The sequence below is a fragment of the Streptomyces sp. CB01201 genome (assembly GCF_002803085.1).
In the GTDB taxonomy this organism is placed as follows: domain Bacteria; phylum Actinomycetota; class Actinomycetes; order Streptomycetales; family Streptomycetaceae; genus Streptomyces; species Streptomyces hundungensis.
Window position 1 is genome coordinate 224609 of sequence record NZ_NNBJ01000002.1, and the last position, 26918, is coordinate 251526.

The following is a 26918-nucleotide window of genomic DNA, read 5'->3' on the forward strand; positions in this document are numbered from 1 at the left end:
CCGTATGTTCGGGCACCCCCGCCGGGACCCGCACGCTCCGGATAGGCTGGGCGGATGACGCGAGGAGCCGAGCAACCCCCAAGCTCTGAAGGAGCCGGGGCGACACCCACGGTCGTGAGCCCCATCACCGACGGCCTAGCCGCAGACTCACGCGAGCGCGCCGTACGCGCCCTGCTGCGCATCCCCCCACTGCGACGATTGTGGAGCGCCCAGCTCGTCGGCGGGATCGGCGACACCCTCGCCGTACTCGTCATGCTGCTCCTGGCGTTGCAGGCGGCCCTGGAGCAGGAGTCGTTCGGCGGCGGATACCGGGGTGCCGCCTTCGCGGTCGCCGCGGTGCTCGGCGCCCGGGTGTTCGCGACGGTGCTCTTCGGCGCCGCGCTGCTCGGCCCCGTCTCCGCGCTCACCGCGCCGGGCGGGCCGCTCGACCGGCGCTGGACGATGGTCGGCGCCGACGGCGTACGGGCCGCCCTGTTGATCGTCGCGCCCCTGTGGATCGACTGGACGCCGCGCCACGCGCTGCTCCTTGTTCTTGTCACCGTATTCGTGGCGGGCGTGGCCGAGCGGTTCTGGACGGTCGCCAAGGAGAGCGCCGCCCCCGCACTGCTGCCCGCGCCGCCCCTGGAGGGCGCCGCCGTCCGGCCGCTGCCCGACCACCTCGACGCGCTGCGCAGGCTCTCGCTGCGGACGACCTTCGTCGCGATCCCGCTGGGCGCCGCGGCCCTGCTGGTCGCCGCCCTCGTCAGCAATCTGCTCGGGGCGGGCATCGACTGGTTCACGCTCCATCAGGCCGCGCTCGGTTCGTACCTGGCGGCCGGTCTCTTCGCCGCGTCCATCTCCGTGGTCGCGCTGCTCGAACTGCCCGCAACCCCAACGCCGCGCCCGCGCTCCCCGCTGGAGGGGCTGCGCAGGCCCAGCACCGGAAACGGCCCCGACAAGGGCCGCACCGGAGCCGTCCCGCTGCTCGTGCTCGCCGGCGCCTCGGTCGCCGCCGCCATCGCCGCGGCCGCCTCGGTCGCCGTGCTGCACGCCATGGACCTGGGCGGCGGCCCGGCCGCGTTCGCCCTCCTGGTCCTCGCCCTCACGGGTGGCACGGTGCTCGGCATCCGGACCGCCGCCAAGATCCTCCCGGTGCTCTCCCGGCGCCGGCTGCTCGCCCTGGCGATCGCCGTCACCGGCATCGCCCTGCTCGCCATGGGCCTCGTGCCGGACTTCGCGACGGTGCTGTTCATCGCGCTCGTCGCGGGCGTCACCGCCGGTGTCGCGGCCAACACCGCGCACGTACTGATCGACCAGGAGACCGAGGAGTACCGCAGGTCCCGCACCGCCGAACACCTCCAGGCGGTCGTCCGGGTCTCGATCGGGCTCGGCGCCATCGTGGCGCCGCTGCTCGCCGCGGCCATCGGCAGCCACCGCGTCGAGTCCGGCTCGTTCGTCTTCGCGCACGGCGGCGCCGGATTCACCCTGATGCTGGTCGGCGCGCTGCTGCTGCCGCTGGCCGCCGTGGTGCTCGCCAAGGCCGACGACCGCCAGGGCGTGCCGCTGCGGCGCGATCTGGCCGACGCGGTCCGTGGCGCCGACCCGGCACAGGCACCGGCCGCGACCGGCTTCTTCATCGCCCTGGAGGGCGGCGACGGGGCCGGCAAGTCCACCCAGGCCGAGGCACTCGCCGAGTGGATCCGGGCCAAGGGCCACGAGGTCGTGATCACGCGCGAACCCGGTGCCACGCCGGTGGGCAAGCGGCTGCGGTCGATCCTGCTCGACGTGTCGTCGGCGGGCCTGTCCAACCGCGCCGAGGCACTGCTGTACGCGGCCGACCGGGCCGAGCACGTCGACTCGCTGGTGAAGCCCGCCCTTGAGCGCGGCGCGATCGTCATCTCGGACCGCTACATCGACTCGTCCGTGGCCTACCAGGGGGCCGGCCGTGATCTGTCCCCGACCGAAATCGCCCGCATCAACCGGTGGGCAACGGGCGGACTCGTACCGCATCTGACCGTACTGCTCGATGTCGCGCCCGAAACGGCCCGCGAGCGCTTCACCGAGGCGCCGGACCGTCTTGAGTCGGAGCCGCCGGAGTTCCACGGCCGGGTCAGGTCCGGGTTCCTCACCCTGGCCGCCGCCGACCCCTCCCGCTATCTGGTGGTGGACGCCGGCCAGGAACCGGAGGCCGTCACCACCGTCGTACGCCACCGGCTCGACCGGATGCTGCCGCTCTCCGAGGCCGAGGTCCGGGCCCAGGAGGAGGCGCGCCGCAAGGCCGAGGAAGAGGCCCGCAAGCGCGCCGAGGAGGAAGCCGCGCGCAAGGCCGAGGAAGAGCGTTTGGAGCGCGAGCGCCAGGAGCAGCTCGCCAAGCTCCGCGCCGAGGAGGAGGAGCGCAAGAGGCGCGAGCTGGAAGAGGCGCGCCGCCGCGAGGAGGAGCGCCAGGCGGAGGAGGCCCGGCAGCGGGCCGAGGAGGCCAGGCGGCTCGCCGAGGAGGAGCGCGTCCGGCGCGAGGCCGAGGAGAAGGCACGCGCGGCCGAACAGGAACGCCTGCGCAAGCAGGCGGAGGAAGAGGCCCGGCTGCGCGCCGAGGCGGAGGCCCGCCGCCTGGAGAAGCAGCGCAAGGCCGAGGAGGCGCTGCTGCGCGCGGAGGAGGCCCGCCGCCTGGCGGAGGCCGCCGCCGTCGCCGCAGCCGAGGAGGCTGCCGCGAAGCAGCGCAGGGCGGCCGAGGCCGCGGCCTCGGCCGCGAACGCGTCGGGGGCCGTGGGCTCCGGGAGCGCTGCCGAAGGTGCCGGTTCCGGTCGCTCGGAGCGCTCCGGCCGGGCCGGCGGTTCGGCGGAGGCCTCGGAGTCGGAGGTCACCGTCGAAACCCCGGTGATCAGCCCCAACGAGGTGACCCAGCAGGTCCCGGTGGCCGAGCCCAACGAGATCACCCAGCCTGTTCCGGTGCCCAAGCCGGACGCTGATCGTGCCGATCGCACGGCTCGTGCGGGTCGTGCCGGTCATACGGACCGCTCGGCGGACGCGACGGGTGCGGGCAGGTCCGGGCCCGCCTCGGACGCCGAGGAGACGACCGTTCTGCCGGCGGTGCCGCACGCGGGTCGGGACACCGGCCGGGACGCGGGCCGCGACGCCCGGGCCGCCGATGAGACGGCGGTGCTGCCGCCGGTGCGCGGCGACGCCCCCGCCGACCGTGTGCCGCCGGGCCTGTTCCGGGACGAGCGCGCGGCCGGGAACCCGGCCGAGGGAGGCAACGAGCGCACGCGCGAACTGCCCCAGATCGACCCCGAGACGGGCCGGGAGCGCCGGCGCCCACGCTCCGACTGGGCGGAGGAGACCCCGCTCGACGACCTGCCGACGCTGGCCGACGAACTGCTCGGCCCGCGCGACGACGAGGACGACAACCCGCGTGGCGGCCGCCGCAAGCGCTGACCCGGGCGGGACCCCGGGGCTGCCCGCAGCCCCGGCATTCGTGCCGGCACGCAGAGCAAGTTGCGTGCCGGCACGATCGTTTGCGGGCCCGGAATTTTCTCGGGGCGCCGTGTCTCGGGGCAGCCCCCGCGATGCCGCACGGCAGGCGAGGAGCGGGCGCCGATCTTGGTTGGCGGACCGGCGCGGTTCGGGGGCGGTCCGCCGACCGCGATCGGCGCATGGACTGGGGCCGACCGGGGTCAGAGACTGGGGCTCCGACAGGAGTGCACCGTGAGCACACCGGGAGCACGCGGAAGTACACCGTGAGCACACCGGGAGCACGCGGAAGTACACCGTGAGCACACCGGGAGAACGCGGGAGCACATTCTTCGCCTCCCGCCCCTGACCTGCGGTGATTTGCCCACTGGCGTCCGATGTCAGTGGGGTGGCGCACAATGGGCGCAGCAGCGACCGGAGGGTACGGAGGGGCAGTAGATGGCCGTTTGGGACGACCTGGTGGGCCAGGACCAATTGCAGGAGCAGCTGGGTGCCGCCGCCCGGGATGCCGATGCGCAGGTCACCGCCGAGCGTTCCGGCGAGCCGCGCCCCGAGGCGTCGAAGATGACGCACGCCTGGCTGTTCACCGGGCCGCCCGGTTCGGGCGGCCCCACCGCCGCCCGTGCGTTCGCGGCGGCCCTGCAATGCGTCAGCCCGGACCGGGCGCTGGGTGGCGAACCGGGCTGCGGCTTCTGCGACGGCTGCCACACGGCACTGATCGGTACGCACGCCGATGTCACGGTCATCACCACCGAGGGCCTCACCATCGGCGTCAAGCAGACCCGCGAGCTGGTGCGCGGCGCCCAGATGTCGCCGTCCGGCGGCCGCTGGCAGGTGATCATCATCGAGGATGCCGACCGGTTCACCGAGCAGGCGGCCAACGCCGTCCTCAAGGCGGTGGAGGAGCCCGCTCCCCGCACGGTGTGGCTGCTGTGCGCGCCCTCCTTGGAGGACGTGCTCCCCACCATCAAGTCCCGCTGCCGTCACCTCACCCTGCGCACTCCGCCCGTCGAGGCGGTCGCCGATGTGCTGATCCGGCGCGACGGCATCGAGCCCGAAGCGGCGTACGCGGCGGCCCGCGCCACCCAGGGCCACATCGGGCGGGCCCGCCGCCTGGCCACCGACGCGGCGGCCCGGGCCCGGCGGGCCGCGGTCCTGAAGGTGCCGCTGCGCGTGGACGACGTGGGCGGCTGCCTCAAGGCGGCGCAGGAGCTGGTCGACACCGCGGCGGAGGACGCCAAGCAGCAGGCCGACGAGGTCGACGTCAAGGAGACCGAGGACCTCAAGGCGGCGATGGGCGGCGTGGCCGGGGGGCGGATGCCGCGCGGCACCGCCGGGGTGATGAAGGAGCTGGAGGACAAGCAGAAGCGCCGCAAGACCCGCACCCAGCGCGACAGCCTGGACCTGGCGCTGACCGAGCTGACGGGCTTCTACCGCGATGTCCTCACGCTGCAAATGGGCACCCGGGTGGCCATCGCCAACGAGGACGTACGGGACGCGGTGGACCGGATCGCCCGCGCATCCGGCCCCGAGCGCACGCTGCGCCGCATCGAGTCGATCCTGGCCTGCCGCGAGGCGCTGGACCGCAATGTGGCCCCGCTCCTGGCGATGGAGTCGATGACGCTCGCCCTGCGAGCGGGCTGATCCGGCACAGGGCCTGAGCAAGAGCTGAGCCGGCACGGGGCCCAGGAAAGAGAAGGGGGGCGGGTCATGCGGATGTGGGAGGACGCCCGGGCGGGCGAGGTTGACGGGATCACCCGTACGAGCCGCACCGCCGCGCGCCGCGTACATCACGTCACCGGGCGGATACGCTCCGCAGATGGACCCTAGGCGCCTGCTCCGTACCTCAGCCATCGCCGCCGTGACGGCAGGGCTGCTCATCTCCGGCTGCTCGTCGGGCAGTTCGTCGACGTCCGCGAGCGCCTCACCGCACGACGCGGGCAAGGCGGGCCCGAGCGACGCCGCCACGGCGCAGGCCCTCGCCCCGTACTACACACAGAAGCTGAGCTGGCGGGCCTGCGGTGTCGGCAAGTTCGAGTGCGCCACGATGAAGGCGCCGCTCGACTACGCGAAGCCCGCCGGCCCCTCGATCAACCTGGCGGTCGCCCGGGTGAAGGCGACGGGCCCCGGCAAACGGATCGGTTCGCTCCTGGTCAACCCGGGAGGCCCGGGCGGCTCGGCGGTCGGCTACCTCCAGTCGTACGCCGGTATCGGCTACCCCGCCCCGGTGCGGGCCCGTTACGACATGGTGGCCGTCGACCCGCGCGGAGTGGCCCGCAGCGAGCCCGTCGAATGCCTCACGGGCAAGCAGATGGACGCGTACACGGAGGTCGACCAGACCCCCGACGACCCGGCCGAACAGGCCGCCCTGGCCAAGGCGTTCAAGGACTTCGCGCATGGGTGCGAGGCCAAGTCCGGCAAGATCCTGCCGCATGTCTCCACGGTCGAGGCGGCCCGTGACATGGACGTCCTGAGGGGGGTGCTCGGCGATCAGAAGCTGCACTACGTCGGCGCCTCGTACGGCACGTTCCTCGGCGCGACCTACGCCGAGCTGTTCCCGTCCCGCACCGGCCGGCTCGTCCTCGACGGCGCGATGGACCCCTCGCTCTCCTCCCTGGACATGAACCGCGACCAGACGGCGGGCTTCGAGACCGCCTTCAAGTCCTTCGCCGCGGACTGCGTCAAGCAGAAGGACTGCCCGCTGGGCACCCAGTCCGTCCCGGACGCCTCCGACCGGCTGCGGAGGTTCTTCAAGGACACCGACGCCAAGCCGATCCCCACCGGCCAGAGCCGCGCACTCAGCGAATCCCTCGCCACCACGGGCGTGATCGCCGCGATGTACGACCAGGCCGCCTGGCCCGAGCTGCGCACCGCCCTGACCCGCGCCATGAGCGGCGACGGCGCGGGCCTGCTGGCCCTGGCCGACTCGTACTACGAGCGCGACGCGAGCGGCAAGTACGCGAACCTGATGTTCGCCAACGCCGCCGTGAACTGCCTCGACCTGCCCCCGTCCTTCACCGGCCCCGCCGAGGTGAGCGCGGCCCTGCCCTCCTTCGAACAGGCCTCCCCGGTGTTCGGCGACGGCTTCGCCTGGTCCGGCCTGAACTGCACGTACTGGCCGGTCAAGGCCACCGGCGCCCCCCACCGCATCGAGGCGAAGGGCGCCGCCCCGATCCTGGTGGTCGGCACCACCCGCGACCCCGCCACCCCCTACAAGTGGGCCGAGTCCCTCGCCTCCCAGCTCTCCTCCGGCACCCTCCTCACCTACGAGGGCGACGGCCACACCGCCTACGGCCGCGGCAGCGACTGCATCGACACCGCGATCAACACCTACCTCCTCGACGGCACCCCGCCGGCGAAGGGAAAGCGCTGCTCATAGCCCCGCAGCGGCCCACCCCGACCCTGGTCGGGACCACTCCAGAAACTGTGTAGACTTGGCGACGCTGCTGCTCGCACCATGGTGCGCAGAGCGGTGCCGCCTTAGCTCAGTTGGCCAGAGCAACGCACTCGTAATGCGTAGGTCTCGGGTTCGAATCCCGAAGGCGGCTCGGATCAGCCCCAGGACTCACTCGCCGTGACCTGGGGCTTTTTCATGTCCGTCCGCGCCTGGATCAGGCGGATACCGCGACGGCTGACAACAGCCTTGGCCGGTAAAAAGGGAATCCGGTGAATCCGGGCGGATCGGATAACTGGCCGAGTCGCCCATTTTTTTGCACGATAGCACCCGTGCATAACGCGTCCATAGGCATGGGGTATTCGCGCTGCATCGATGTGTCTATTCCTGGTCGTGCTCGCACTTCCGTACCGATTCTGCTTCACTGTTCCAGAATTTTCCCCAGACGAGACGGGATCAAGGTGTCACACATGAATGTGGAACGGTCGACGGGAAGTGCTCGTGCGGCATCGCCGCGGCGTTATCTGATGTGTCGCCCCACCCACTTCGATGTCACGTATTCGATCAACCCGTGGATGGACCCGAGTAAGCCCACCTCGGCAGAGACCGGGCTGGCCCAGTGGAAGGAACTGCACGACACGTTCGTCGAACTCGGCCACGACGTGCAGCTCATAGAACCGGTGCCAGGTCTGCCCGACATGGTGTTCGCCGCGAACGGTGCCATCGTCATCGACAACAAGGTGCTCGTCGCCCGCTTCCGGCATTCCCAGCGCGTCGACGAGTCGGCCGCCTACCTCGACTGGTTCGGCCGTGGCGGCTGGTCTGAGGTCCGGCAGGCCGAGTACGTCAACGAGGGCGAGGGTGACTTCCTCTACGCGGGCGGGGAGATCCTCGCCGGCAGCGGGTTCCGCTCCGACCTGCGGTCGCACGACGAGGTGAGCGAGTTCTTCAGCCGCCCCGTGGTGACCCTGACGTTGGTCGATCCGCGGTTCTACCACCTCGACACGGCGCTGTCGGTGCTCGCGGACGGGGAGATCATGTACAACCCGGCGGCGTTCTCGCCCGAGAGCCGGTCGGTGCTGGCCGAGCGCTTCCCCGACGCGATCCTGGCCGACCAGGCCGACGCGGCGACCTTCGGCCTGAACGCTCTGTCGGACGGGCGGAACGTGATACTGCCGCAGCAGGCCGTGGGCCTCGCGGCGCAGCTGCGCGAGCGCGGCTACCACCCCATCGGAGCCGATCTGACCGAGCTCCTGAAGGCGGGCGGCAGCGTCAAGTGCTGCACGCTCGAACTGCGGGGCTAGGCATGTTCCGGGCGCCGGGCGAACGTGGCCGAGCCGTCCGGTTGTCCCGTTGACGGGACGGCCCCGCTGGCCGGTCCGGCCGATCGTGCACAAAGTGCTTTCCCGTTCACCTGCCACCCGTCCGAGGGTATATTCGGGCGCAGCCGGAATCAGAAACCGGAAATGCGGGAGCATGTGCGGCACGTGTTTGCCGGCCAGGGATATGGTCGACCCTGGGAAATCGGTCGAATATATCGGCCGATGACCGGTCGTTCTATTCCAGGAGTGTCTTCCGGGTCGCTCAGTCGACTCGGAAGGCTCCTCCGAAGCCAATATGGTTGGCGATTTCGGCAGCCTGTCGAGCGCAGCGGCAAGTAATACGCGCAGAGCCCTCCGCGATCGTGCCCCAGAACACGAAGGAGGAAGAAGCGATGAGTAGCATGCGCCGCCATGACGCCGTGGGCAGTAGCTGGATACGCCAGTTCCACGAGCCGCGAGGTGACGGTCGCCCGACGGTGGTCTGCTTTCCGCACGCCGGAGGATCCGCGTCGGCCTACTTCTCCCTGTCGGCGGCCCTGGCCGCCACGGCCGATGTGCTGATCGTGCAGTATCCCGGCAGGCAGGACCGTCTCGCCGAATCCCCTTTGGAGGATTTGCTGGAGATGGCGGACCGTGCCACCGAGGCTCTGGAACCCTGGCGCGGCGGGCTGTTGGCCCTCTTCGGGCACAGCATGGGGTCCGCCCTGGCTTACGAGGTTGCGCTACGGATGGAACGGCGGCCGGGCCGCGACCTGTTGGGTCTGATTGTCTCGGGCCGTGGGGCGCCGTCCGTCCGCCAGGACCGCGGCCTCCACCGGCTGGACGACGAAGGCATTACCGAGCACATGGTGGAACTCGCCGGGACGCCGCCGGCCCTGCTGGCCGACAAGGAGCTCCTGGCGACGGTCATCCCGCCCCTGCGCGCCGACTTCAGGGCAGTGGAGACGTACCAGGGGCTCTCGGGCAGCAAGGTCGGTTGCCCCATCAGTAGTTACTGCGGGGAGCAGGATCCGAGCGTGCCGCGCGACGGGTTCCTCAAGTGGCGCGAGCACACCACCGCGCAGTGCACGACCAGGTTCTTCGACGGCGGTCACTTCTATCTGCAGTCACAGGTGCCGGAGGTGGCCCGGACCATCTCGCGGGACCTGGCGGCCTTCTCCCTCGCATACCGCGGCGAGGAACCGCTTTCCGCGGCCGGGCAGCGCGGCGCGTGAGACGAGCGGTCGGCTCGGCGGGAGGGCCGTCGGCGTTCCGTGCCCGGGACGCCGAGGAGTTGCAGGGCAGGCGGTGGGTTCCGGCCGTAACGCGGGGCACTGGCCGGAACCCGCCGCTCGCGACTTGACGCGATGTATCGCGTCTTCCTAATCTCGCATTGCTGCTCAACCGCAATCTCGCGTTGCCGCTAACAGCCCTTCTGCGTAAGGGTGTTGGCGATTCTTGCGGCCACTCGTGCCCGAAACCACTCGTACCTGGGGAGATCCTTCATGCCAGATGCCATCTACGCCGAAGGCCTGGTGAAGCACTTTGGCGACGTGCGGGCTGTGGACGGTGTCGATCTCGCTGTCCCCAGTGGGTCCGTGCTCGGTCTGCTGGGCCCCAACGGCGCCGGCAAGACCACGGTCGTGCGGATGCTGACCACCCTGCTGAAGCCCGATGCCGGGCATGCGACGGTGGCGGGGTTCGATGTGGTCAAGAATCCGAACGACGTGCGGCGGAACATGGGTCTGTCGGGACAGTTCGCCGCAGTCGACGACTACCTGACCGGCCGTGAGAACCTGCAGATGGTGGGCCAGCTCTACCAGTTGAGCAAGCGCGACGCGAAGGCCCGGGCCGGAGTGCTCCTGGAGCGGTTCAACCTCGGCGCCGCCGCCGACCGCACCGCCAAGACGTACTCGGGCGGCATGCGGCGCCGGCTCGACCTCGCCGCGGCGCTGATCGTCCAGCCGAGCGTGATGGTCATGGACGAGCCGACCACGGGGCTGGACCCGCGCAATCGGCAGGCACTGTGGGACGTCATCCAGGAGCTGGTCAAGGGCGGTACGACGCTGCTGCTGACCACGCAGTACCTGGAGGAGGCCGACCACCTCGCGCATGACATCTGTGTCGTGAACAACGGGGTCGTGATCGCCCGCGGCACTGCCGACCAGCTGAAGGCGCGGAGCGGCCACGAGCGGGTTGAGGTCGTCGTGCACGGGCGGGAAGACATCGTGGCCGCCAGTACGGTCCTCGCGGCCCAGGGCCATGGCGAGGTCACGGTCGAGGAGCACACGCGCAAGCTCACCGTGCCGGTCACCGGCGGTGCCCGACTGCTTGCCGACATCATCCGCAGCCTGGACGAGCAGGACATCACGATCGACGACATCGGGTTGCGCCGCCCGACCCTGGACGACGTGTTCATCGCACTCACCGGCCACACCGCCGAGGCTGCCGAGCCCGCCGAGTCGGAGGAGAACGTCCAGACCGAGAACCTGCCCACGAAGGAGATGGCGAAGTGACCGCCCCCACCGTCTCGACCACCCAGACCGCTTCGGCGTCCGCACCGCCGCATGCCAGGGTCGGTATCGGACAGTCCGTCCGTGACTCGATCGTCATCGGCAAGACCAACCTGCTCCGCCTGACGAGGGTCCCCGAGGTCGTCATCTTCTCGATGATCCAGCCGGTCATCTTCGTCGTGATGTTCTCGTACGTGTTCGGCGGCTCCATGAACGTCGGCGGGACCGCCGACCCCGGCGTCTATCGCGAGTTCCTGATGGTCGGGATCTTCGCCCAGACCGTCGTCTTCGCCACCGTGACGTCCAGCGGCGCCATCGCCCACGACATGAGCAAGGGACTCATCGACCGCTTCCGGTCGTTGCCGATGGCCCGCGGCGCGGTGCTCAGCGGCCGGACGTTCGCCGACCTGGTGCTGATGACGTTCACCGTGATCGTGCTGGCGATCGTTGGGGCGTTGGTCGGCTGGCGCTTCCACGAAGGCGTCCTCAAGGCGCTGGGGGCCTTCGGCCTGGTGCTTCTGCTCGGGTACGCGCTCACCTGGGTCGGCGCGCTGATCGGTGTGTCGGTCCGTAGCCCCGAGGCGGCGTCCTCCGCACCGATGCTCTGGATCCTTCCGGTCACGTTCATCTCCAACGCTTTCGTGGACCCCGGTCAGATGACACCCTGGCTGCGGCACGTGGCCGACTGGAACCCCTTCAGCGCCACCGTGCAGGCCGGCCGGGAACTCTTCGGCAACCCGGGTGTCCGGACGTCGGGCGCCTGGCCGATGGAACACTCGGTGCTCGCCTCGCTGATCTACTCGGTCATCATCATCGTCGTCTGCCGCACCCTCGCCGTGCGCAAGTACCGGAACTCCACTTCGTAGCAGAGCTGCTGGGACACCCGCCCGCGCTCAGCCGGCCGCCCGTGTGTGCGACGTCCGTGTCGCACCCGGCGCCGGTACGGGAGCCGGCCTCCATACCGCTGCCCTGGCCCGCGTTCCCCCGCCGGGTCAGGGCAGCACCCATGGCAGGGGTACCCCGGCGCACGGATCCCGCGGGCTGTTCGGCGCCGAGCTGAAAGAGGCATCGAGGTGGCGGAACGCGTAAGCGGAGGAGACGAGGGCCATGTGGCGGTGCCAGCCGGGAAACGAGCGGCCCTCGAAGTCACCGAGGCCGAAGTCGCGCTTCATGGTGCCGATCGAGGTGGTGACACTCGTTCGCAGCGTGGACAGGGACATGACCTCGTCGAGGGGCCGGTCGGTGAGGTTGGTGATCCAGACGGGGCCGGAGCGGCGGTCCTGGGTCACCTCGGCCAGAAGGCGAAAGGGGACGTCGGCTCCGGCCGTTCGGCCACCGGGCAGGCGGACCAGCGCGGACCGGACCTGCGTGCGCCGCTGCTGCTCGCCCTCCGAGGTGAACACCACGTCGTGGGCGGTGGAGGCGGCGGCCAGGCACTCGGCGGCACTGAGGAGTCCTCGGCTGCGCGGAGCACTCTCGCCAGTGGGATGGGCCCTCGTGTGCGGGGGCAGCGTGACGATGAAACCGCGACCCCGACGGCTGAGCCCGCGCACGAAGGAGTCTGCGTCGGGAGCGCCGCTCATGTCGGCCACGAGAGGGACGGAAGGGCAGGAAGCGCGGTCGGCCAAGGTGTCGATGAGGTTGAGCATCTGGGCTTCCAGCGGGCGGTATTCCACTGCTTCCGGGACGCGTGCGCGCCGCCGAAGGTGCTCGTCCTTCGTCCACACCGCGGGCAGATGCAACCGCCACTCGACGGGTACCTGCACCGAGCCTATGGAGAGGAACGCGCCGATTCCCACCTGGCAGTTGAGGGTGCGGCCCGAGTTCGGGTCGAAGTAGCGGTGCACGCCGACCGACTGCGCACCCGACTTGGGTATGACCACGCGTTGGACAGTCCACGCGGAGGCGGGTCTGCACGCCTCGACCCAGCGGGTGAGGTTGCGCATGACCGCATCCCAGTTCCACGGACTGGTGGAAACGAACTGGCGAAGCGACTGGGCGGCGGTGGGTGAGGTGGACACGCAGTGGGCCAGGCGCCGTACGGACTTCTTCCCCGGCGTGATGAGCAGCCCCGACAGGTAGGCCTGTGCCCAACGTCGTTGGTCGGCCCGTCTTATGCCGCTGAAGATTTCGTCGGAAAAGGCGGCCAATTCTGAGTCGAGGTCGGCAAGGGTTCGCTGCTCACTCGCGGCTGCGCCGGGCCTGGTCATGGTGCAATTCCCCCTACGGCCAATCGGTGCGCGGTCATCAGAGTCGACGAGCGAATCACGATGCGACGCAACCGACAAGCAAGATTTGGCTGAAATGCATCGCGTCGAGCGGGTTGCCTCGGCGCTGAGGCTGTGGGGGCGGGAATCAGCCAAGGGCTCTCGGATCTGACGGCCCTTCCTCGAAGCCAGTGAAATCCTGCCACCTCCGATGCGGAACCGCACCCCCCCATTGCCCCGGAACGCTTGGGCGCAGGCCCATCGACCGTGTGTGACTGCGATCTGGCGGGAGGCGGACAGACCTGGCCTTCGGACGTGCGGGAGGGGTGCGGTCGGGGTGCGGTCGGGGCGTCCGCGATCACGCCCCCTCCGGGCCGGGGGCTCTCCGATCAGCCGTGGATGCTGGTGCAGACAGGCTGAATGACCTTCAAGCCATACTCGGGGAGCCGGCCGCCGACCGCCGACCCGAGTCCGGGCGAAGGGCCGAGAACGGCGAGATCGCGTTCGGCAACCGGGCCGGGATCCGCTCGCACCGGGGCTCCCGGCCCACCGCTCGAAACCTGTCCGGGCCCGGCTCACCGAGCACGCGGACGCGATGGGTGTAACTCCCATGAGCTTCTTGTGAATTCTTACGCGATATTTACACCTCGACCGGGTGCTGTGGCCTATCGGGGTGCGCAACAAGCCCGCCGCGCCATGGAAGTCGAATGTCCGTTTAGTTCGAATTGACGGTTGAGTGGGGAATCTCGGAATGGGCAAGCTTGTCGTGTGCTGTGACGGTTCGGTGTTATTTCTCGATGTAGGGGCCACGTCAGTGTCAACTTCAACAAGTATGTGCGGTCAGAGCTATGCGCTTGATCTTGCCAATACCTTGAGTTTTACTCAGGTCTGTCCGCTCCGGCGGTCGCACGCATGTCGCTCGTCAACGTGAAGTTGCTCGTCAACGTGGAGTGGCGTATCGGCAGCCTGCGTACTCGCGGAGTCGAGGTGAAGGCGAACGGGGGATAATTCGTCATGTCGAAAACCGACGCAACGAAGTCTGTGCTGTTTCGAAGGAGACCGGAATCCGTCCCTAGACAGGGCGGTGGCGTGCATGAAGCCGGACAGCCCGCTCAGGTTCTTACGACGAAAGTGGGTCTGCAGTTACCCGCGGGACTCACCTTCGAAAACTGGGAATTGGCGGGACGTCAGCTCTCCGGAATCGTCAACTCGACGTCCTGGTGGCTCGGTGACTGGCTGGTGTACGGGAAAGACCACTACAGCGACCGGTACGAGCGAGGCGTTCGCGCGGCCGGCCTTCAGTACCAGACGCTGCGGAACTACGCCTGGGTGTCCCGTCGGTTCCCCATGGAGCGGCGCCGAGCCGCGCTGAGTTTCCAGCACCACGCCGAGCTGGCTTCCCGCCCCGTTGAGGAGCAGGAGCGGTGGCTCGATCAGGCCGAGCAGCAGGGGTGGAGCACCAAACAGCTGCGCCGGGCGATGCGCGTCGCGCGCGGCGAAGCGGAGCGGGAGACGCTTCAGGCCGAGCTGACCCGGCGGCTCGCCGTGCCCGACAACCATCTCCAGTGGTGGCACAAGGCGGCGACGCAGTCCGGAGTCGAGCTTGATCAGTGGGTTCTCGCCACGCTCGACAACGCGGCTGAACAGGTCCTGGAAGAACTGCAGGAGCAGGCCAGCGTCAGTGCCTGATCGGTCTGAGTAGCGCAGAACCGCGGGGCCCGTCCGGGCCCCGCGGTTCTCTCGACCAGACGCCGGCGGGGTTTCGCTCCTCGCGTCCGCCACCCGTTCACTCGCATACCGTCGATGAGCCGGCGCTCGAAGCGCCTCGGGTCATAGCCGGGCCTGGAATGGGCGGGAAGCTCAGACGCCGGTGAGCGGTAGCCGACTCATGAACTCCGCGGTCTGGCGGTGCCGAGTGCACTCGCGTCCGCTGAACGACTTCTGTACGCGGTCGCGGACCTCGGCGGGCTGCTCCTGGCTGAGCTTGAACATGCCGTCGGCTCCGGTCACCGTCACCCGGAACGCGCCCACGGCCGGGAGGATCTTGCGAAAATAGTCGACCGACTCCGACTGGTCCCAGCCCTCCCCGAATTGAGCCTCGAAGCTCAGCGCGGTGGCCCGTACGACGTCGAGCGTTTCCTCGACCGAATCGATCTTCTCCACCACGCCGCGCACGTGTACCGATGTGAAGTTCCACGTCGGCGCAGCCGGCGTCACCTCATAGACCGCCGGCGAGACATATGCGTGCGGTCCCGTGAAAGCAAGCAGAATGACGTCTTTGCTCTCCAGGGCCCGCCAATGGGGATTGGCTCTGTTCATGTGCCCGAACAGAGTGGCCCCCGTCAAGTCGGCCGGCCATTCGCCGGCCGCCTGTGGATCCGGGATGACGGGGAGGTGTGTGGCGTATGGCCCGTCATCGGCACTGCCGTTGGTCATCGCAAGCGCCAGCGGATTGTCGCGGACCAGGTCGGCCATCCACGAGCTGTCCTGCTCACGATAGTGGCTGGGTACGAACACTTGGAAATCACACCCCTCATTGGTTTAGTGGTCATGACACGGATCCAAGTCACCGAGGACTACCGGCAGATTACGTGCGGCGGACATGGTGTCAAAGCCCGTTCCTGTCCTGTCGACAGGACAGCCGGTGCGCGGAAGGCATTATGGCGAGCCCTCTTGCAATGGATTTCCCCGGGCATCTATGTTGACCTCGCGATGGTCTCCAGTGCAACACTGAATGGGTGACTCTCGGGTCGCCGGTCGCGATATTCCGCGGGCATTCGAGAACTGATCAGAAGTGATCTCGACGCGAGCGACAGATTCCGGTCAGGGTTTCCTGGGTTACCGCAATCGGCCCATCGAAGATGTGGAAGTCCCTGTCGCGCGAGGCTAGCGGGAGAAAAGATCCTATGGGTACAAGTGCACAACAGATATGCGACGTGGTCGGCATCGGCTTCGGCCCGTCCAACCTGTCACTCGCCATCGCTCTGGAGGAGCACCGGGCCAACTCCCCGGCGCACCCGGTCACTGCCGAGTTCTTCGAGCGGCAGCCCGCGTTCGGCTGGCACCGCAACATGCTGCTGCCGTCGACGACGATGCAGGTGTCCTTCCTGAAGGACCTGGCCACTTTCCGCAATCCGGTTTCCCGGTTCAGTTTCGTCTCGTACCTGCACGCCACCGGTCGGCTGGCGAACTTCGTCAACACCCAGACGTTCTTCCCGACACGGCACCAATTCCATCAGTACCTCGAATGGGCGGAATCGAGCCTTGCGGACCGCGTCACGTACAACGCGTCGGTCACGCGGATCGGACTGCCGCCCGAGGGATTTTCCGGGGCGTCCCCGTACCTACAGGTGGAAGTGAGGAACGGGGACGGTTCAGGCACCCGTCTGGTCAAGGCGCGCAACGTGGCCATCTCGACAGGGCTCGTGCCGAGGCTGCCGGAAGGCGTGCAATGCGATGAACGCGTGTGGCACAGCTCGGAGTTCCTGGAGAAGTTCCGGCGGATGGCTCCCGACGAGCTGAAGAGGGTGGCGGTCGTCGGCGCCGGCCAGAGCGCGGCCGAGATCACTAGGTTCCTGTACGACAGCCTCCCGCACGCACAGGTTTCCGCGATCATTCCGTCCTACGGATACTCCGTCGCCGACGACACTCCCTTCGCCAACCAGGTGTTCGACGCCAGTGCCGTCGACGACTACTACTTCGGCACGGCCCGCACGCGCGAAGCCTTCTGGCACTACCACAAGAACACGAACTACTCCGTGGTCGACGACGAGGTCATCAGGGACCTGCACCGACGGTCGTACGACGAGGAGGTGAGCGGCGTCAAGCGCCTCCACTTCCTGAACCTGACCAGGGTCAACGAGGTCAAGCGGGTCGGCCACGAGACACGCGTCCTGATGGAGTCGCTGCTGGACAATGGTTCGCAGGAGCTCGACGTGGACGCGCTCGTCTTCGCGAGCGGCTACGACGCCATGGAGCCGAGCGGGCTCCTGGGCGACCTCGACCGGTACTGCCTGCGCGATGCGGCCGGCCGGCACCGCGTGGAGCGCGACTACCGACTCGTCACCACGCCGGAACTGCCCTGCGGCATCTATCTCCAGGGCGGCACCGAGCACACCCACGGACTCAGCTCGTCGCTGCTCTCGAACATCGCGGTGCGCAGCGGTGAGATAGCCGACTCCATCGTCGAGGGGCGGGCCCGGAGCGAATGGGTGACGACGCCTTAGCCGAGCGCCGATCCTCCCGAGAAGTGGAGCGCCCCCTTGTCCACAAGGGGGCGCTTCCCGTGTGCGTTTCACCGCACCCGGTCGGCGCTCGGGATTGCGGAATCGCACTGCCGACCGCTGTTTCCCGCTGGAAGTGATCCGGTTTTGACTCACTCAAGACCAGCTTTGGACGGGCGGCCCAGGATTGGCTGATCCCAGTGGTCCATGACAATTGGAGGAGACGTGGTCCACCCGATGTTCCGGGCGGTGCGCCGAACGGCCGCATGCCTCTATCGTTCGGTGCCGATCCGGTGAAGGGCATAGTTCTGGCGGGGGGGAACGGGACACGACTGCAGCCCCTCACCCTCGTGGGCTCCAAACAGCTCGCCCCGGTCTACGACAAGCCCATGATCTATTACCCGTTGTCCATGCTCATGCTCGCGGGCATCGACGACGTCCTCATCATCGCGCGCCCCACAGAAATCGATCTGTTCCGGAAGCTGTTCGGAAACGGCAGCAGGCTGGGCATGTGCATCGACTATGCGGCCCAGGACCAGCCGCGGGGCATCGCCGACGCCTTCCGGGTCGGGGCCGACCACATCAAGGGCGAGGAGTGCGCCCTCATCCTGGGCGACAACCTCTTCCACGGCGCGAAGCTGCCCGCCATGTTGCGGAGGGCGGCAAGGGACCTGCGGGGCTGTCTGCTCTTCGGCCACCAGGTCGCCGAGCCCCAGCACTTCGGCGTCGCCGAGATCGACGAGAAGGGCCGGCTCGTCTCCATCGAGGAGAAGCCGGAGCACCCGCGCTCCAACCTCGCGATTCCGGGGCTGTACTTCTTCGACCACACCGTGACCGACATCGCGCGGAACCTGCGGCCCTCCGCACGCGGCGAGCTGGAGATCACGGACGTCCTGACGGCGTATCTGGCGGAGGGCCGCGCCGACCTGGTCTGGCTGGGCAGGGGCGTCACCTGGCTGGACACCGGGACCCACGAATCCCTGCTGGACGCGGGGCGGTTCGTGCGGGACATGCAGCACCACCAGGGAACGAGCATCGGCTGTGTCGAAGAGATCGCGATGCTCATGGACTTCATCAGCGCGGAGGAGTGCTACGAGCTCGGCGCCGCGATGGACACGTCGCCCTACGGCCAGTACGTCATGGCAACCGCCCGCGAGTACCGCCGGAACCCGGCATTCGCCAACTTCCTGGAGGACTGATGCATCTCCTGGTCACCGGCGCCGCCGGTTTCATCGGGTCCCAGTACGCACGCATGCTGCTCGCGCCCGACCGCGAGGAGACGGCGGCGGACGTCTCCCATGTCACCGTGCTGGACAAGCTCACCTACGCCGGCCGGCGCGACAACCTCGACCTCACCGACCCTCGGCTGACGTTCGTCCAGGGCGACATCTGCGACCCTGAGGTCGTCGACCGGGTCATGGCCCGGGCCGACCAGGTGGTGCACTTCGCCGCGGAATCGCATGTCGACCGTTCCATCGCCGGGGCGGACGCGTTCGTACGCACCAACGTGAGCGGCACCCAGACGCTCCTTGATGCCGCACTGCGCCACGCCGTGGGCCGCTTCGTGCACGTGTCCACCGACGAGGTCTACGGATCCATCGCGACCGGCTCCTTCACCGAGACGGACACCCTGGGCCCCAACTCGCCGTATGCGGCGTCCAAGGCATCCTCCGACCTCATCGCCCTCTCCTACCACCGCACGCACGGCCTGGATGTCCGGGTCACCCGCTGCTGCAACAACTACGGCCCGCGGCAGTTCCCCGAGAAGGTCATTCCGCTGTTCGTCACGCGCCTGCTCGACGGCGGCGAGGTGCCGCTGTACGGCGACGGCGAGAACGTTCGCGACTGGCTGCACGTCGAGGACCACTGCCGTGGCGTGGACCTGGTGCGCACCGGCGGAACCGCCGGCGAGATCTACAACATCAGCGGCGGAACCGAGTTGACCAACGTGGAGCTGACCGAACTGCTGCTCAAGGCATGCGGCAGCAGCTGGGACCAGGTGCGCCACGTGGCGGACCGCAAGGGCCACGACCGGCGCTACTCGGTCGACGACGACAAGGCCCGCACCCAGCTCGGCTACCGCCCTCAGCGGGACTTCGAGGCCGGTCTCGCCGAGACGGTCGCCTGGTACCGGGACAACCGCGCCTGGTGGGAGCCGCTCGGCCGCGGCGCCACATCCTGACCGAGCAGTCCCCTCGGCCCCGCCGGGGCCCACTTCACCGAACCCGTATTCCTCAGGAGGATCTGTGGCACCACCACGCCCGCTGCGCATCGGCGTCCTGGGCTGCGCTGACATCGCGTGGCGCCGTACCCTCCCGGCGATGGCCGCGGCGCCCGACATCGAGGTGGCCGCCGTCGCCAGCCGGGACCCGGGCAAGGCGGACCGCTTCGCCGCCGCGTTCGGGTGTGCGTCGGTGTCGGGGTACGAGGCGCTCCTCGCGTCCTCCGGCATCGACGCCGTCTACGTACCGCTTCCGGCGATGCTGCACGCGGAGTGGGTCGAGAAGGCGCTGCGCGCCGGGAAGCACGTCCTGGCCGAGAAGCCGCTGACCGGGGACGCGGAGAGTGCCGGACAACTGCTGCGACTCGCCGACTCGCTGGGTCTCGTGCTCCTGGAGAACGTCGCCTTCCCGCACCACGCACAACATGCCCGGGTGGCGAAGCTGATCGCCGACGGAGTCATCGGTGACGTACGGGACTTCACGAGCGTGTTCACGATTCCGCCACTGCCCGAGGACGACATCCGCCACCAGCCGGACGTCGGCGGTGGCGCCCTGCTGGACATGGGGATCTACCCGATCCACGCAGCCCTCCACCACCTCGGATCAGACATCGAGGTGGTCCATGCCGTGCTGCGGGTGGGCGCCCGGACCGGCGCAGTGGTGTCCGGCCGGATCCTCGCGTGCACGCCCGGCGGGGTGACGGCCGACTTGGTCTTCGGAATGGAGCACTCGTACCGGTCGAGCTGCGAGTTCGCGGGAACCCGCGGGCGGCTGTGGCTCGACCGTGCGTTCACGCCGCAGCCGACGTTCCAACCGGTCGTGCGCATCGACCGGCAGGACCACCACGAGGAGATCACGCTCCGCGCCGACGACCAGTTCGCCAACGTCGTCCGGTACTTCGCCGCGGCGGTCCGGATGGAGGCCGGCACGGCCGACCGCACGGCGGCGAGCCTGCGCCAGGCCCAGCTCGTCCGGGATGCCGAGCGGACGGCGATGCGGATCGAGGTCCCGTAGCCTCGGCGACGGGCTTCAGGCCTTCAGCGTGTTCAGACAGATCAGGAGCGTCCGCGCCTGGACGCTGACGTAGTGGCTGTACTGGGCGAGGGCGGCCAGCTGGTCGCGCGAGACCCAGCGGAACCCGGGCGGGGCGTCGAGCGGCGCCTCGCTCTCGTCGGCCTCCACGACGAGGTAGCGGCTCACCGCGTCGAGGAAGCGTCCGCCCTCTTCGGAGTGCAGCGCCGAGTAGCGGACCCGGGACGGGTCGGGCGCCGTCACCAGGTCCAGGAAGGGCGGCCTGTCCCCGGCGGACAGATGCGCGTAGTTGCCGGGCGTGCACTGGACGGTGGGGCCGAGCTCCGCGTCCAGGAAGCCACCCTCAGCGCAGGCGCGCACGAGCACGTGCGGCACGCCCTCGATGGAGCGGGTCAGAAAGGCGACGATGCCTTGTCCACGGGGTTCGAACAGGGGCTGGGTCCAGCGGCTGACCTCGCGGTTGCCCGCTTCCACGGACACGGCCACGACACGGAAGTACCGGTCGTCCTCGTGGTCGACCGTGTGGGTGCCGGTCGTCCAGCCCGGCAGGCCGGACAGCGGGACGCGTTCCCCGCGGATCGGGGTCACGGAGCGTACGGCGGAGAGCCAGGAGAGCAGCTCCGTGTCGGAGTGCAGGGCATGGGACGCGCTCGGGCCGGGCAGGCCGGCCAGGGCCGATCGGGCGTCCATGTTCACCGTGTTGTCGTGGCCGAGGAGTTCATGGATCTGGCCCAGGGTGAGCCAGCGGAAGTCCTCGTGCTCCGGCACCGGACCGATCGCCTCGACGACCATGTTGCGGTTGCGCTTGCGGTGGAACCAGGAACCGTGCTCCGACTGGAGCACGTCTGACAGGACGCGGCCCCGGGACGGGTCGGTGAAGTACTCCAGATGACGGACGGCCGAGCCCTTGTGGACCTGGGTGTAGTTGCTGTACGTCGCCTGCACTGTGGGCGACAGTTGCAGCAACTCGGGGTTGCCGGGCTCCATTTTGGCCTGCATCAGGAAGTGCAGGACCCCGTCGAACTCCCGGGCCAGAATGCCCAGGATGCCGACCTCGGGCTGGACGATGATGGGCTGGTGCCACTGGACGCGATCGGGTTCCTCACCGACACCGGCGCGCAGCCCTTCCACGGTGAAGAAGCGGCCGCTGCGGTGCACGAGATTCCCGGTCTCCGGGGCGAACGACCAGCCGTCGAGAGAGCCGAAGGGGATGCGGTCCACCGTGAAGCGGACTTCCTCGCGGCGCCGGCGGAGCCAGCCGCGGATCTCGTCCGCGGACTCGCCCGTCAGCGTGGCGGCGGACCGCGCGACGCGGCCGGGCAGCGTGGCGTCCTGTCGGGCCCTGAGCGCCGGTCGCGGCGACGTGTCCTGCGGGGCGGTCATCGGTGGCTTCCCACGAACTCGGACACGGAGGAGATGACGTAGTCGAGCATCTCGTCGGTGAGGCCGGGATAGACGCCTACCCAGAAGGTGTGGTCGGTCACGATGTCGCTGTTGGTGAGCGTGCCGGAGACCCTGAACTCGCGGTCGGCATAGGCCGGGTGGCGCGTCAGGTTCCCAGCGAACAGCCTGCGCGTGCCGATCTTCCGGCTCTCCAGGAAGTTCACCAGCTCCGACCGGTGGAAGGGTGCGTCGGGGTCGACGGTGATGACGAAGCCGAACCAGCTCGGGTCGCTGCCCGCAGTGGGCTCCGGCAGCAGTAGCCACGGCACGTCCGCGAGGCCCTCCCGCAGCCGGCGCCAGTTGCGCCGCCGCGCCGCGCAGAAGTCGTCGAGCTTCTCCAGCTGGGTCAGACCGAGCGCGGCTTGGAGGTCGGTCGCCTTGAGGTTGTAACCCACGTGGGAGAAGATGTACTTGTGGTCGTAGCCGGCTGGCAGCGTCCCCATCTGGTAGCCGAACCGCTTGCGGCAGGTGTCGCTCTCGCCCGGCTCGCACCAGCAGTCCCGGCCCCAGTCCCGCAGTGACTCCACGATCCGGGCCAGCGCCAGGTTCGAGGTGAGCACGCAGCCGCCCTCTCCCATGGTGAGGTGGTGGGCCGGATAGAAGCTGACGGTCGTGAGGTCGCCGAACGTGCCGACGAGCTGCCCCTTGTAGGTGGTGCCGACCGCGTCGCAGGAGTCCTCGATCAGCAGGAGGCCGTGCTCCTCGGCGAGCTGTGCCACCTCCGCGACCTCGAAGGGGTTGCCGAGGGCGTGCGCGACGATGATGGCCCGGGTACGGGGACCGATCGCCTTCTCGATGCGCTCGGCCGTGGTGTTGTACGTGTGCAGGTCGATGTCCACGAAGACGGGGACGAGACCGTTCTGCAGGATCGGGTTCACAGTGGTGGGGAAGCCCGCAGCCACCGTGATCACTTCGTCGCCGGGCCTCAGCCTGCGGTCCCCGAGCTGCGGAGACGTCAGGGCGGTGATGGCCAGGAGGTTCGCCGAGGAGCCTGAGTTGGTCAGGTGCGCCTTGCGCCTCTTCATCCTGCGGGCGAACGACGTCTCGAACTTGCGGGACGACTTGCCCGCCGCGATGCGCATGTCCAGGGCGGCCTCGACGAGCGCTGCCCGGTCGTTCTCGTCGAGCACCGCGCCGGAGGGCCAGATCTCCGTGACGCCGGGAACGAAGGCCCGGTCGTTCTGGACGTCCAGATGGTACTTGCGGACCTCATCGAGGATGTGCGCGGCCCGATCACTCATTACTGTCCTTCCCTCGGCCGTTGGCCGTCGCGGAGTTGGGTCCTTGTGGGGCCTCGGAGCCGGGCACTCCCGTGGCCGCGAGCAGATCGCGGACGGAGTCCGTCAGGATGCGGCGCGGTGCCCAGCCGAGCAGTCGACGTGCCCGTGAGATGTCAAGGCGCTGCCACAGGGTGTCCGAGCGGCTCGCCTGCGCGGCCTGTTCCTCCTGTACGAGGACGGAGCGGCCACTGCACGTGATCATCAGGTCGACGAGCTTGCGGATCGGAACGGTTTCGCCCCGCCCGATGTTGACGACGGCCCCCGCGTCGGCGATCGCGGCCGCCGGGATCCGGGCCGCGGCGACGACGGCCTCGGCCACGTCCCGCACATCCACCACGTCGCGGTGGGCGAGCAGCGGGGCGAGCCGCAGCACGTCGTGCCCCGCCGCCAGGTTGGCGGCCACGGTCCCGGGCAGGCTGCCCGGCGGGGCGCCCGGCCCGCACGTGACGGAGACGCGCAGCACGAGCCCGTTGACCTCCCGGGCCTGGACGGCGCGGACGACGGTGCGGGTGCCCGCCAGTTTGGTGCGGCCGTAGGCGGTCGCCGGCGCGGGCGTCCAGTCCTCGTCGATGAAGTCGTCGGGACCGGCGGGCCCGTACTCGTGGGTGCTGCCGAGCTGGATGAGACGGGGCCGGTGCGGCAGGGCGGCGACGGCGTGCGTCAGCCGCTCGACCAGGTGCGCGTTGAGCTCGGTCATCTCGTCCTCGGTGCCCTCCCAGACCGCGCCCACGGCGTTCACCACGACCTGCGCCCCGGAGTCGACGCACAGGCGCGTGAGCTCGGCGGAGCCGGCGGTGGCGAGGTCGAGATGCACGGTGTCGGGCACGACATCCCGGGCCCCGGCCCGAGGCTCGCCGCCCGGTCCGTTCACACCGTCACGGCGGGCACCCCGGCTGACCCGGATCACCCGGGCGCCCGCCGCGGCGAACGCGGTGCAGATGTGCTGGCCCAGGTAGCCGGTCGCGCCCAGTACGAGGACCGATTGGCCGGTCAGTACTCGGCTCACGGGCGGGCACTGTCCTTGTCGTAGGCCGTGCCCGTAGTGAGCGCGGTGGCCATGGCGTCGATCCGGACGCATTGAACCTTGGTCAACTGAGTCTGAAAGCTCCCTGCCATCCGGCCCTCCCACTCTGTAAGTGCTCCACACGAACCGGTGCGGCGAGTCTGGCGCGCGCGGCTAAAGCGGATCTAGGCCCGGTCTTTCGCGTTGGGCGGAGGGGGATCGCGACGGTCCCCGGTTCGGTTCACGGCGGGCCTAGAACAGTTCAAGGTCCGCTTAAGCCGGGTCGGCGACGGTTCGACCTACCGGATTCTATGGAGGAGTTGACTGTGCGCGTCCTGTTCGTGACATGGCCTTGGCAGACCCACTTTCAGCCCACCGTGCCGCTGGCCTGGGCGCTGCAGACGGCGGGGCACGAGGTGCGTGTCGCCAGTGGTCCGGAACTGACGGACGTCATCACCAAGTCCGGCCTCACGGCGGTGCCGGTGGGCTCCGACGTGCCGGTTCTGCAGAAGCTGAGCGAGACCTTCAGCCCGGAGCACCAGGAGATCGTCGACACTCTGGAGAAGCTCGGCCCGCGGGACGACCTCCTCTTCGAATTCGCCGACAACCGCGAGGAGATGCTCACCTGGGACCGGATGCGGTGGCTGACGCGCTACCTCGCCGAGATCCTGAAGGGCATGAACGACTCGATGGTCGAGGACCTGGTGGAGTACAGCCGCTGGTGGAAGCCCGACCTGGTGATCTGGGACTGGCTGAGCTACGCCGGCTCGATCGCGGCCACCGCGGTCGGTGCGGCCCACGCGCGCATCCATGCCGAGATCGATGTGGACGCCCGGTTCCGGCGCAACTTCGTGAGGGTGCGCGATGAGCAGTCCCCGGAGGCCCGCGAGGACGCGATGGCCGACTGGCTCGGCGGCTGGGTGGAGAAGTACGGAAAGTCGTTCTCCGAGGACATGGTGTCCGGACAGTTCACCATCGACCACATGCTCGGTTCGTTCCACCTGGAGACGAACGTGCCGCACGTCGCCGTCCAATACGTGCCGTACAACGGGACCTCCGTCGTGCCGGACTGGATCCGTCAGGACCCCGCCAAGCGCCGCGTGCTGGCGACGTTCGGAGTGAGCCAGGAGAAGGGCGGCGACTACCAGGCCTTCTCCATCGAGCAGTTGCAGGACATGCTGGACTCGCTGGCCGATCTCGACATCGAGCTCGTGGTGACCCTGCCCGAGCAGCTCCAGAAGGAACTGGAGCGCGTTCCCGACAACACGCGACTGGTGGAGTTCGTGCCGCTGCACACCATCATTCCGTCGTGTTCGGCCGTGATCCATCACGGGGGTGTCCCCGCCTTCCTGGACTCGATCGCCCATGAGGTGCCCCAACTGTTCGTCGGCCGTGTCGTCCCGGACGTCGAAGAGCGCGGTGAGCGCATGGAGCAGGCCGGGGCCGGTCTGAGCATCCCGCCCGCCGAGCTGAGCGGGGCGCGGATCAGGGAGAGCCTGGTGCGGCTCCTGGACGAGCCGGCGTTCCGCGAGGGCGCCGCGCGGCTGCGGGAGGAGCGGTTCACCCAGCCGACACCCGCCGAAGCGGTCCGGGAACTTGAGGCGATGGTGGAGCGCCTGCGTTCCCGCTGAGCCCGTCACCGTCAGGTGTCCGCCGGGGTCTCGGCGCATCGGCGGACAAGTGGGGCCCGATGGTGCTGTGTCTACTGAGGAGTTGACCGCTGTGCGCGTCCTGTTCGTCACCATCCCCTGGCGAAGCCATCTCCATCTCGTCGTGTCGACGGGCTGGGCCCTGCAGACCGCCGGGCACGAGGTGCGGGTGGCCAGTGGCCCCGAGCTGACCGAGGCCATCACCAGCTCGGGTCTGACCGCGGTGCCGGTCGGCTCGGACGCGCCCATCATGGGGAAGCTGGAAGGGCTGCTGGACGCGGAGGACCTGAAGAAGGTCGAGGAACTCGCGGAGCGTGGCGACCTCCTGGTCGACATGTCGGAGAACCGCGAGGAGGAGCTCACCTGGGAGCGTCTGCGATGGGCGTACCGGATGTACCGGAGGACCCATGCGGCCATGAACGACTCGATGGTCGAGGACCTGGTGGAGTACTGCCGCTGGTGGAAGCCCGACCTGGTCGTCTGGGACTGGCTGAGCTATGCGGGCTCGATCGCGGCCACTGCGGTGGGGGCGGCCCACGCGCGCATGCCGATCGGCCTGAACGTCGAGGCCCAGATGCGCGCGAACTACCTGAGGGTGCGCGAGCAGCAGGCGCCGGAGCACCGCGAGGACCCGCTGGGGGACTGGCTGGGAGAGTGGGCGCAGAAGTACGGAAAGTCGTTCTCCGAAGAGATGGCGACCGGGCAGTTCACCATTGACCAGATGGTGGGGTCGATGGTGCTGACATCGGACGTTCCTCACCTGCCCATCGGCTACGTCCCGTACAACGGTCGCTCCGTCGTGCCGGACTGGACTCGCAGCGCCCCGTCCAGGCCGCGCGTTCTGGCCACGTTCGGGGTGAGCCTGGAGAAGGCGGAGCGGCATCAGGCCCTGTCCATCGAGCAGTTGCAGGGGATGCTGGACTCCGTAGCCGACCTCGACGTCGAGCTGGTGCTCACGCTGCCCGCGCAACTGCAAAAGGAACTGGAGCGCGTTCCCGACAACACGAGGATGGTGGAGTTCGTGCCGTTGCACGTCATCATTCCGTCGTGCTCGGCCGTGCTCCACCACGGTGGCATCGGCCCCTTCCTGGACTCCATCGCCCACGAGGTGCCCCAGCTGATGGTCAGCCGGGTGTTGCCGGACATCGGTGAGCGAGGTCCGCGACTGGAGAAGGCCGGGGCCGGCCTGTGGGTTTCGGGGGAC

General features: G+C 69.1%; 19 protein-coding genes and 1 tRNA gene. 15 read left to right on the forward strand and 5 right to left on the reverse strand.

Features of this window, described 5'->3' with window-relative positions; all coding sequences use genetic code 11:
- Positions 1-54 precede the first annotated feature (54 nt).
- From tmk to CG740_RS05890, 8 genes are all read left to right on the forward strand, one after another.
- Positions 55-3411: a dTMP kinase gene (gene tmk / locus CG740_RS05855; protein ID WP_100573868.1), complete on the forward strand. Its 3357-nt coding sequence runs from the start codon at positions 55-57 to the stop codon at positions 3409-3411.
- Between the two features lie 474 nt (positions 3412-3885).
- Positions 3886-5091 (forward strand): DNA polymerase III subunit delta', encoded by a 1206-nt coding sequence (locus CG740_RS05860; protein WP_100573869.1) that lies wholly within the window; start codon positions 3886-3888, stop codon positions 5089-5091.
- Between the two features lie 175 nt (positions 5092-5266).
- Entirely contained in the window at positions 5267-6826 is a 1560-nt protein-coding gene (locus tag CG740_RS05865; protein ID WP_100573870.1) for an alpha/beta hydrolase, read from the forward strand.
- Positions 6827-6921: 95 nt separating this feature from the next.
- A tRNA-Thr gene (locus CG740_RS05870) sits at positions 6922-6995 on the forward strand.
- Positions 6996-7311: 316 nt separating this feature from the next.
- On the forward strand, positions 7312-8145 hold the full coding sequence (gene ddaH, locus CG740_RS05875; protein ID WP_100573871.1) for a dimethylargininase: 834 nt from the start codon (positions 7312-7314) through the stop codon (positions 8143-8145).
- A gap of 410 nt (positions 8146-8555) precedes the next feature.
- The gene (locus CG740_RS05880) at positions 8556-9377 is read left to right on the forward strand and encodes a thioesterase II family protein (RefSeq protein WP_100573872.1); all 822 of its coding nucleotides are present in this window, start codon (positions 8556-8558) and stop codon (positions 9375-9377) included.
- Between the two features lie 270 nt (positions 9378-9647).
- Positions 9648-10658 (forward strand): ATP-binding cassette domain-containing protein, encoded by a 1011-nt coding sequence (locus CG740_RS05885; protein WP_100573873.1) that lies wholly within the window; start codon positions 9648-9650, stop codon positions 10656-10658.
- Positions 10655-11521: an ABC transporter permease gene (locus tag CG740_RS05890; RefSeq protein WP_100573874.1), complete on the forward strand. Its 867-nt coding sequence runs from the start codon at positions 10655-10657 to the stop codon at positions 11519-11521. Before CG740_RS05885 ends, CG740_RS05890 begins: the two co-directional genes overlap by 4 nt.
- A 126-nt stretch (positions 11522-11647) precedes the next feature.
- Here the strand turns inward: CG740_RS05890 and CG740_RS05895 are convergent, their stop codons facing one another.
- Entirely contained in the window at positions 11648-12865 is a 1218-nt protein-coding gene (locus CG740_RS05895) for an IS701 family transposase (RefSeq protein WP_234376090.1), read from the reverse strand.
- Positions 12866-13876: 1011 nt separating this feature from the next.
- Here CG740_RS05895 and CG740_RS05900 point away from each other — a divergent pair.
- Entirely contained in the window at positions 13877-14551 is a 675-nt protein-coding gene (locus tag CG740_RS05900; RefSeq protein ID WP_199846356.1) for an LmbU family transcriptional regulator, read from the forward strand.
- A gap of 171 nt (positions 14552-14722) precedes the next feature.
- On the opposite strand, the gene CG740_RS05905 is transcribed toward CG740_RS05900, so the two are convergent.
- Complete coding sequence (locus CG740_RS05905) at positions 14723-15379, reverse strand: FMN-binding negative transcriptional regulator (protein ID WP_100573876.1); 657 nt, start codon at positions 15377-15379, stop codon at positions 14723-14725.
- Between the two features lie 389 nt (positions 15380-15768).
- Here CG740_RS05905 and CG740_RS05910 point away from each other — a divergent pair, with 389 nt between their 5' ends.
- The 4 genes from CG740_RS05910 to CG740_RS05925 all read left to right on the forward strand — a co-directional run bounded on the left by CG740_RS05910 (position 15769) and on the right by CG740_RS05925 (position 20321).
- Complete coding sequence (locus tag CG740_RS05910; protein ID WP_100573877.1) at positions 15769-17088, forward strand: lysine N(6)-hydroxylase/L-ornithine N(5)-oxygenase family protein; 1320 nt, start codon at positions 15769-15771, stop codon at positions 17086-17088.
- 290 nt (positions 17089-17378) lie between these two features.
- The gene (gene rfbA / locus CG740_RS05915) at positions 17379-18284 is read left to right on the forward strand and encodes a glucose-1-phosphate thymidylyltransferase RfbA (RefSeq protein ID WP_100574259.1); all 906 of its coding nucleotides are present in this window, start codon (positions 17379-17381) and stop codon (positions 18282-18284) included.
- Positions 18284-19267: a dTDP-glucose 4,6-dehydratase gene (rfbB, locus tag CG740_RS05920; protein WP_100573878.1), complete on the forward strand. Its 984-nt coding sequence runs from the start codon at positions 18284-18286 to the stop codon at positions 19265-19267. The genes rfbA and rfbB overlap by 1 nt, the downstream gene beginning before the upstream one ends.
- A 64-nt stretch (positions 19268-19331) precedes the next feature.
- A complete protein-coding gene (locus CG740_RS05925; RefSeq protein ID WP_234376091.1) occupies positions 19332-20321 on the forward strand; it encodes a Gfo/Idh/MocA family protein in 990 nt (329 codons plus the stop codon).
- A 15-nt stretch (positions 20322-20336) separates the two neighbouring features.
- Here CG740_RS05925 and CG740_RS05930 read toward each other — a convergent pair whose 3' ends face one another.
- The 3 genes from CG740_RS05930 to CG740_RS05940 are packed head-to-tail and all read right to left on the reverse strand — an operon-like array spanning position 20337 to position 24068.
- Positions 20337-21722: an NDP-hexose 2,3-dehydratase family protein gene (locus CG740_RS05930; protein WP_100573879.1), complete on the reverse strand. Its 1386-nt coding sequence runs from the start codon at positions 21720-21722 to the stop codon at positions 20337-20339.
- The gene (rfbH, locus tag CG740_RS05935) at positions 21719-23023 is read right to left on the reverse strand and encodes a lipopolysaccharide biosynthesis protein RfbH (RefSeq protein WP_100573880.1); all 1305 of its coding nucleotides are present in this window, start codon (positions 23021-23023) and stop codon (positions 21719-21721) included. The genes CG740_RS05930 and rfbH overlap by 4 nt, the downstream gene beginning before the upstream one ends.
- Positions 23016-24068 (reverse strand): NAD-dependent epimerase/dehydratase family protein, encoded by a 1053-nt coding sequence (locus CG740_RS05940; RefSeq protein WP_159030235.1) that lies wholly within the window; start codon positions 24066-24068, stop codon positions 23016-23018. The genes rfbH and CG740_RS05940 overlap by 8 nt, the downstream gene beginning before the upstream one ends.
- Positions 24069-24391: 323 nt before the next feature.
- Here CG740_RS05940 and CG740_RS05945 point away from each other — a divergent pair, with 323 nt between their 5' ends.
- Positions 24392-25696: an activator-dependent family glycosyltransferase gene (locus tag CG740_RS05945; RefSeq protein WP_159030236.1), complete on the forward strand. Its 1305-nt coding sequence runs from the start codon at positions 24392-24394 to the stop codon at positions 25694-25696.
- Positions 25697-25787: 91 nt separating this feature from the next.
- Positions 25788-26918: nucleotide disphospho-sugar-binding domain-containing protein (locus tag CG740_RS05950; protein ID WP_234376127.1), on the forward strand; the 1131-nt coding region annotated here is incomplete at its 3' end.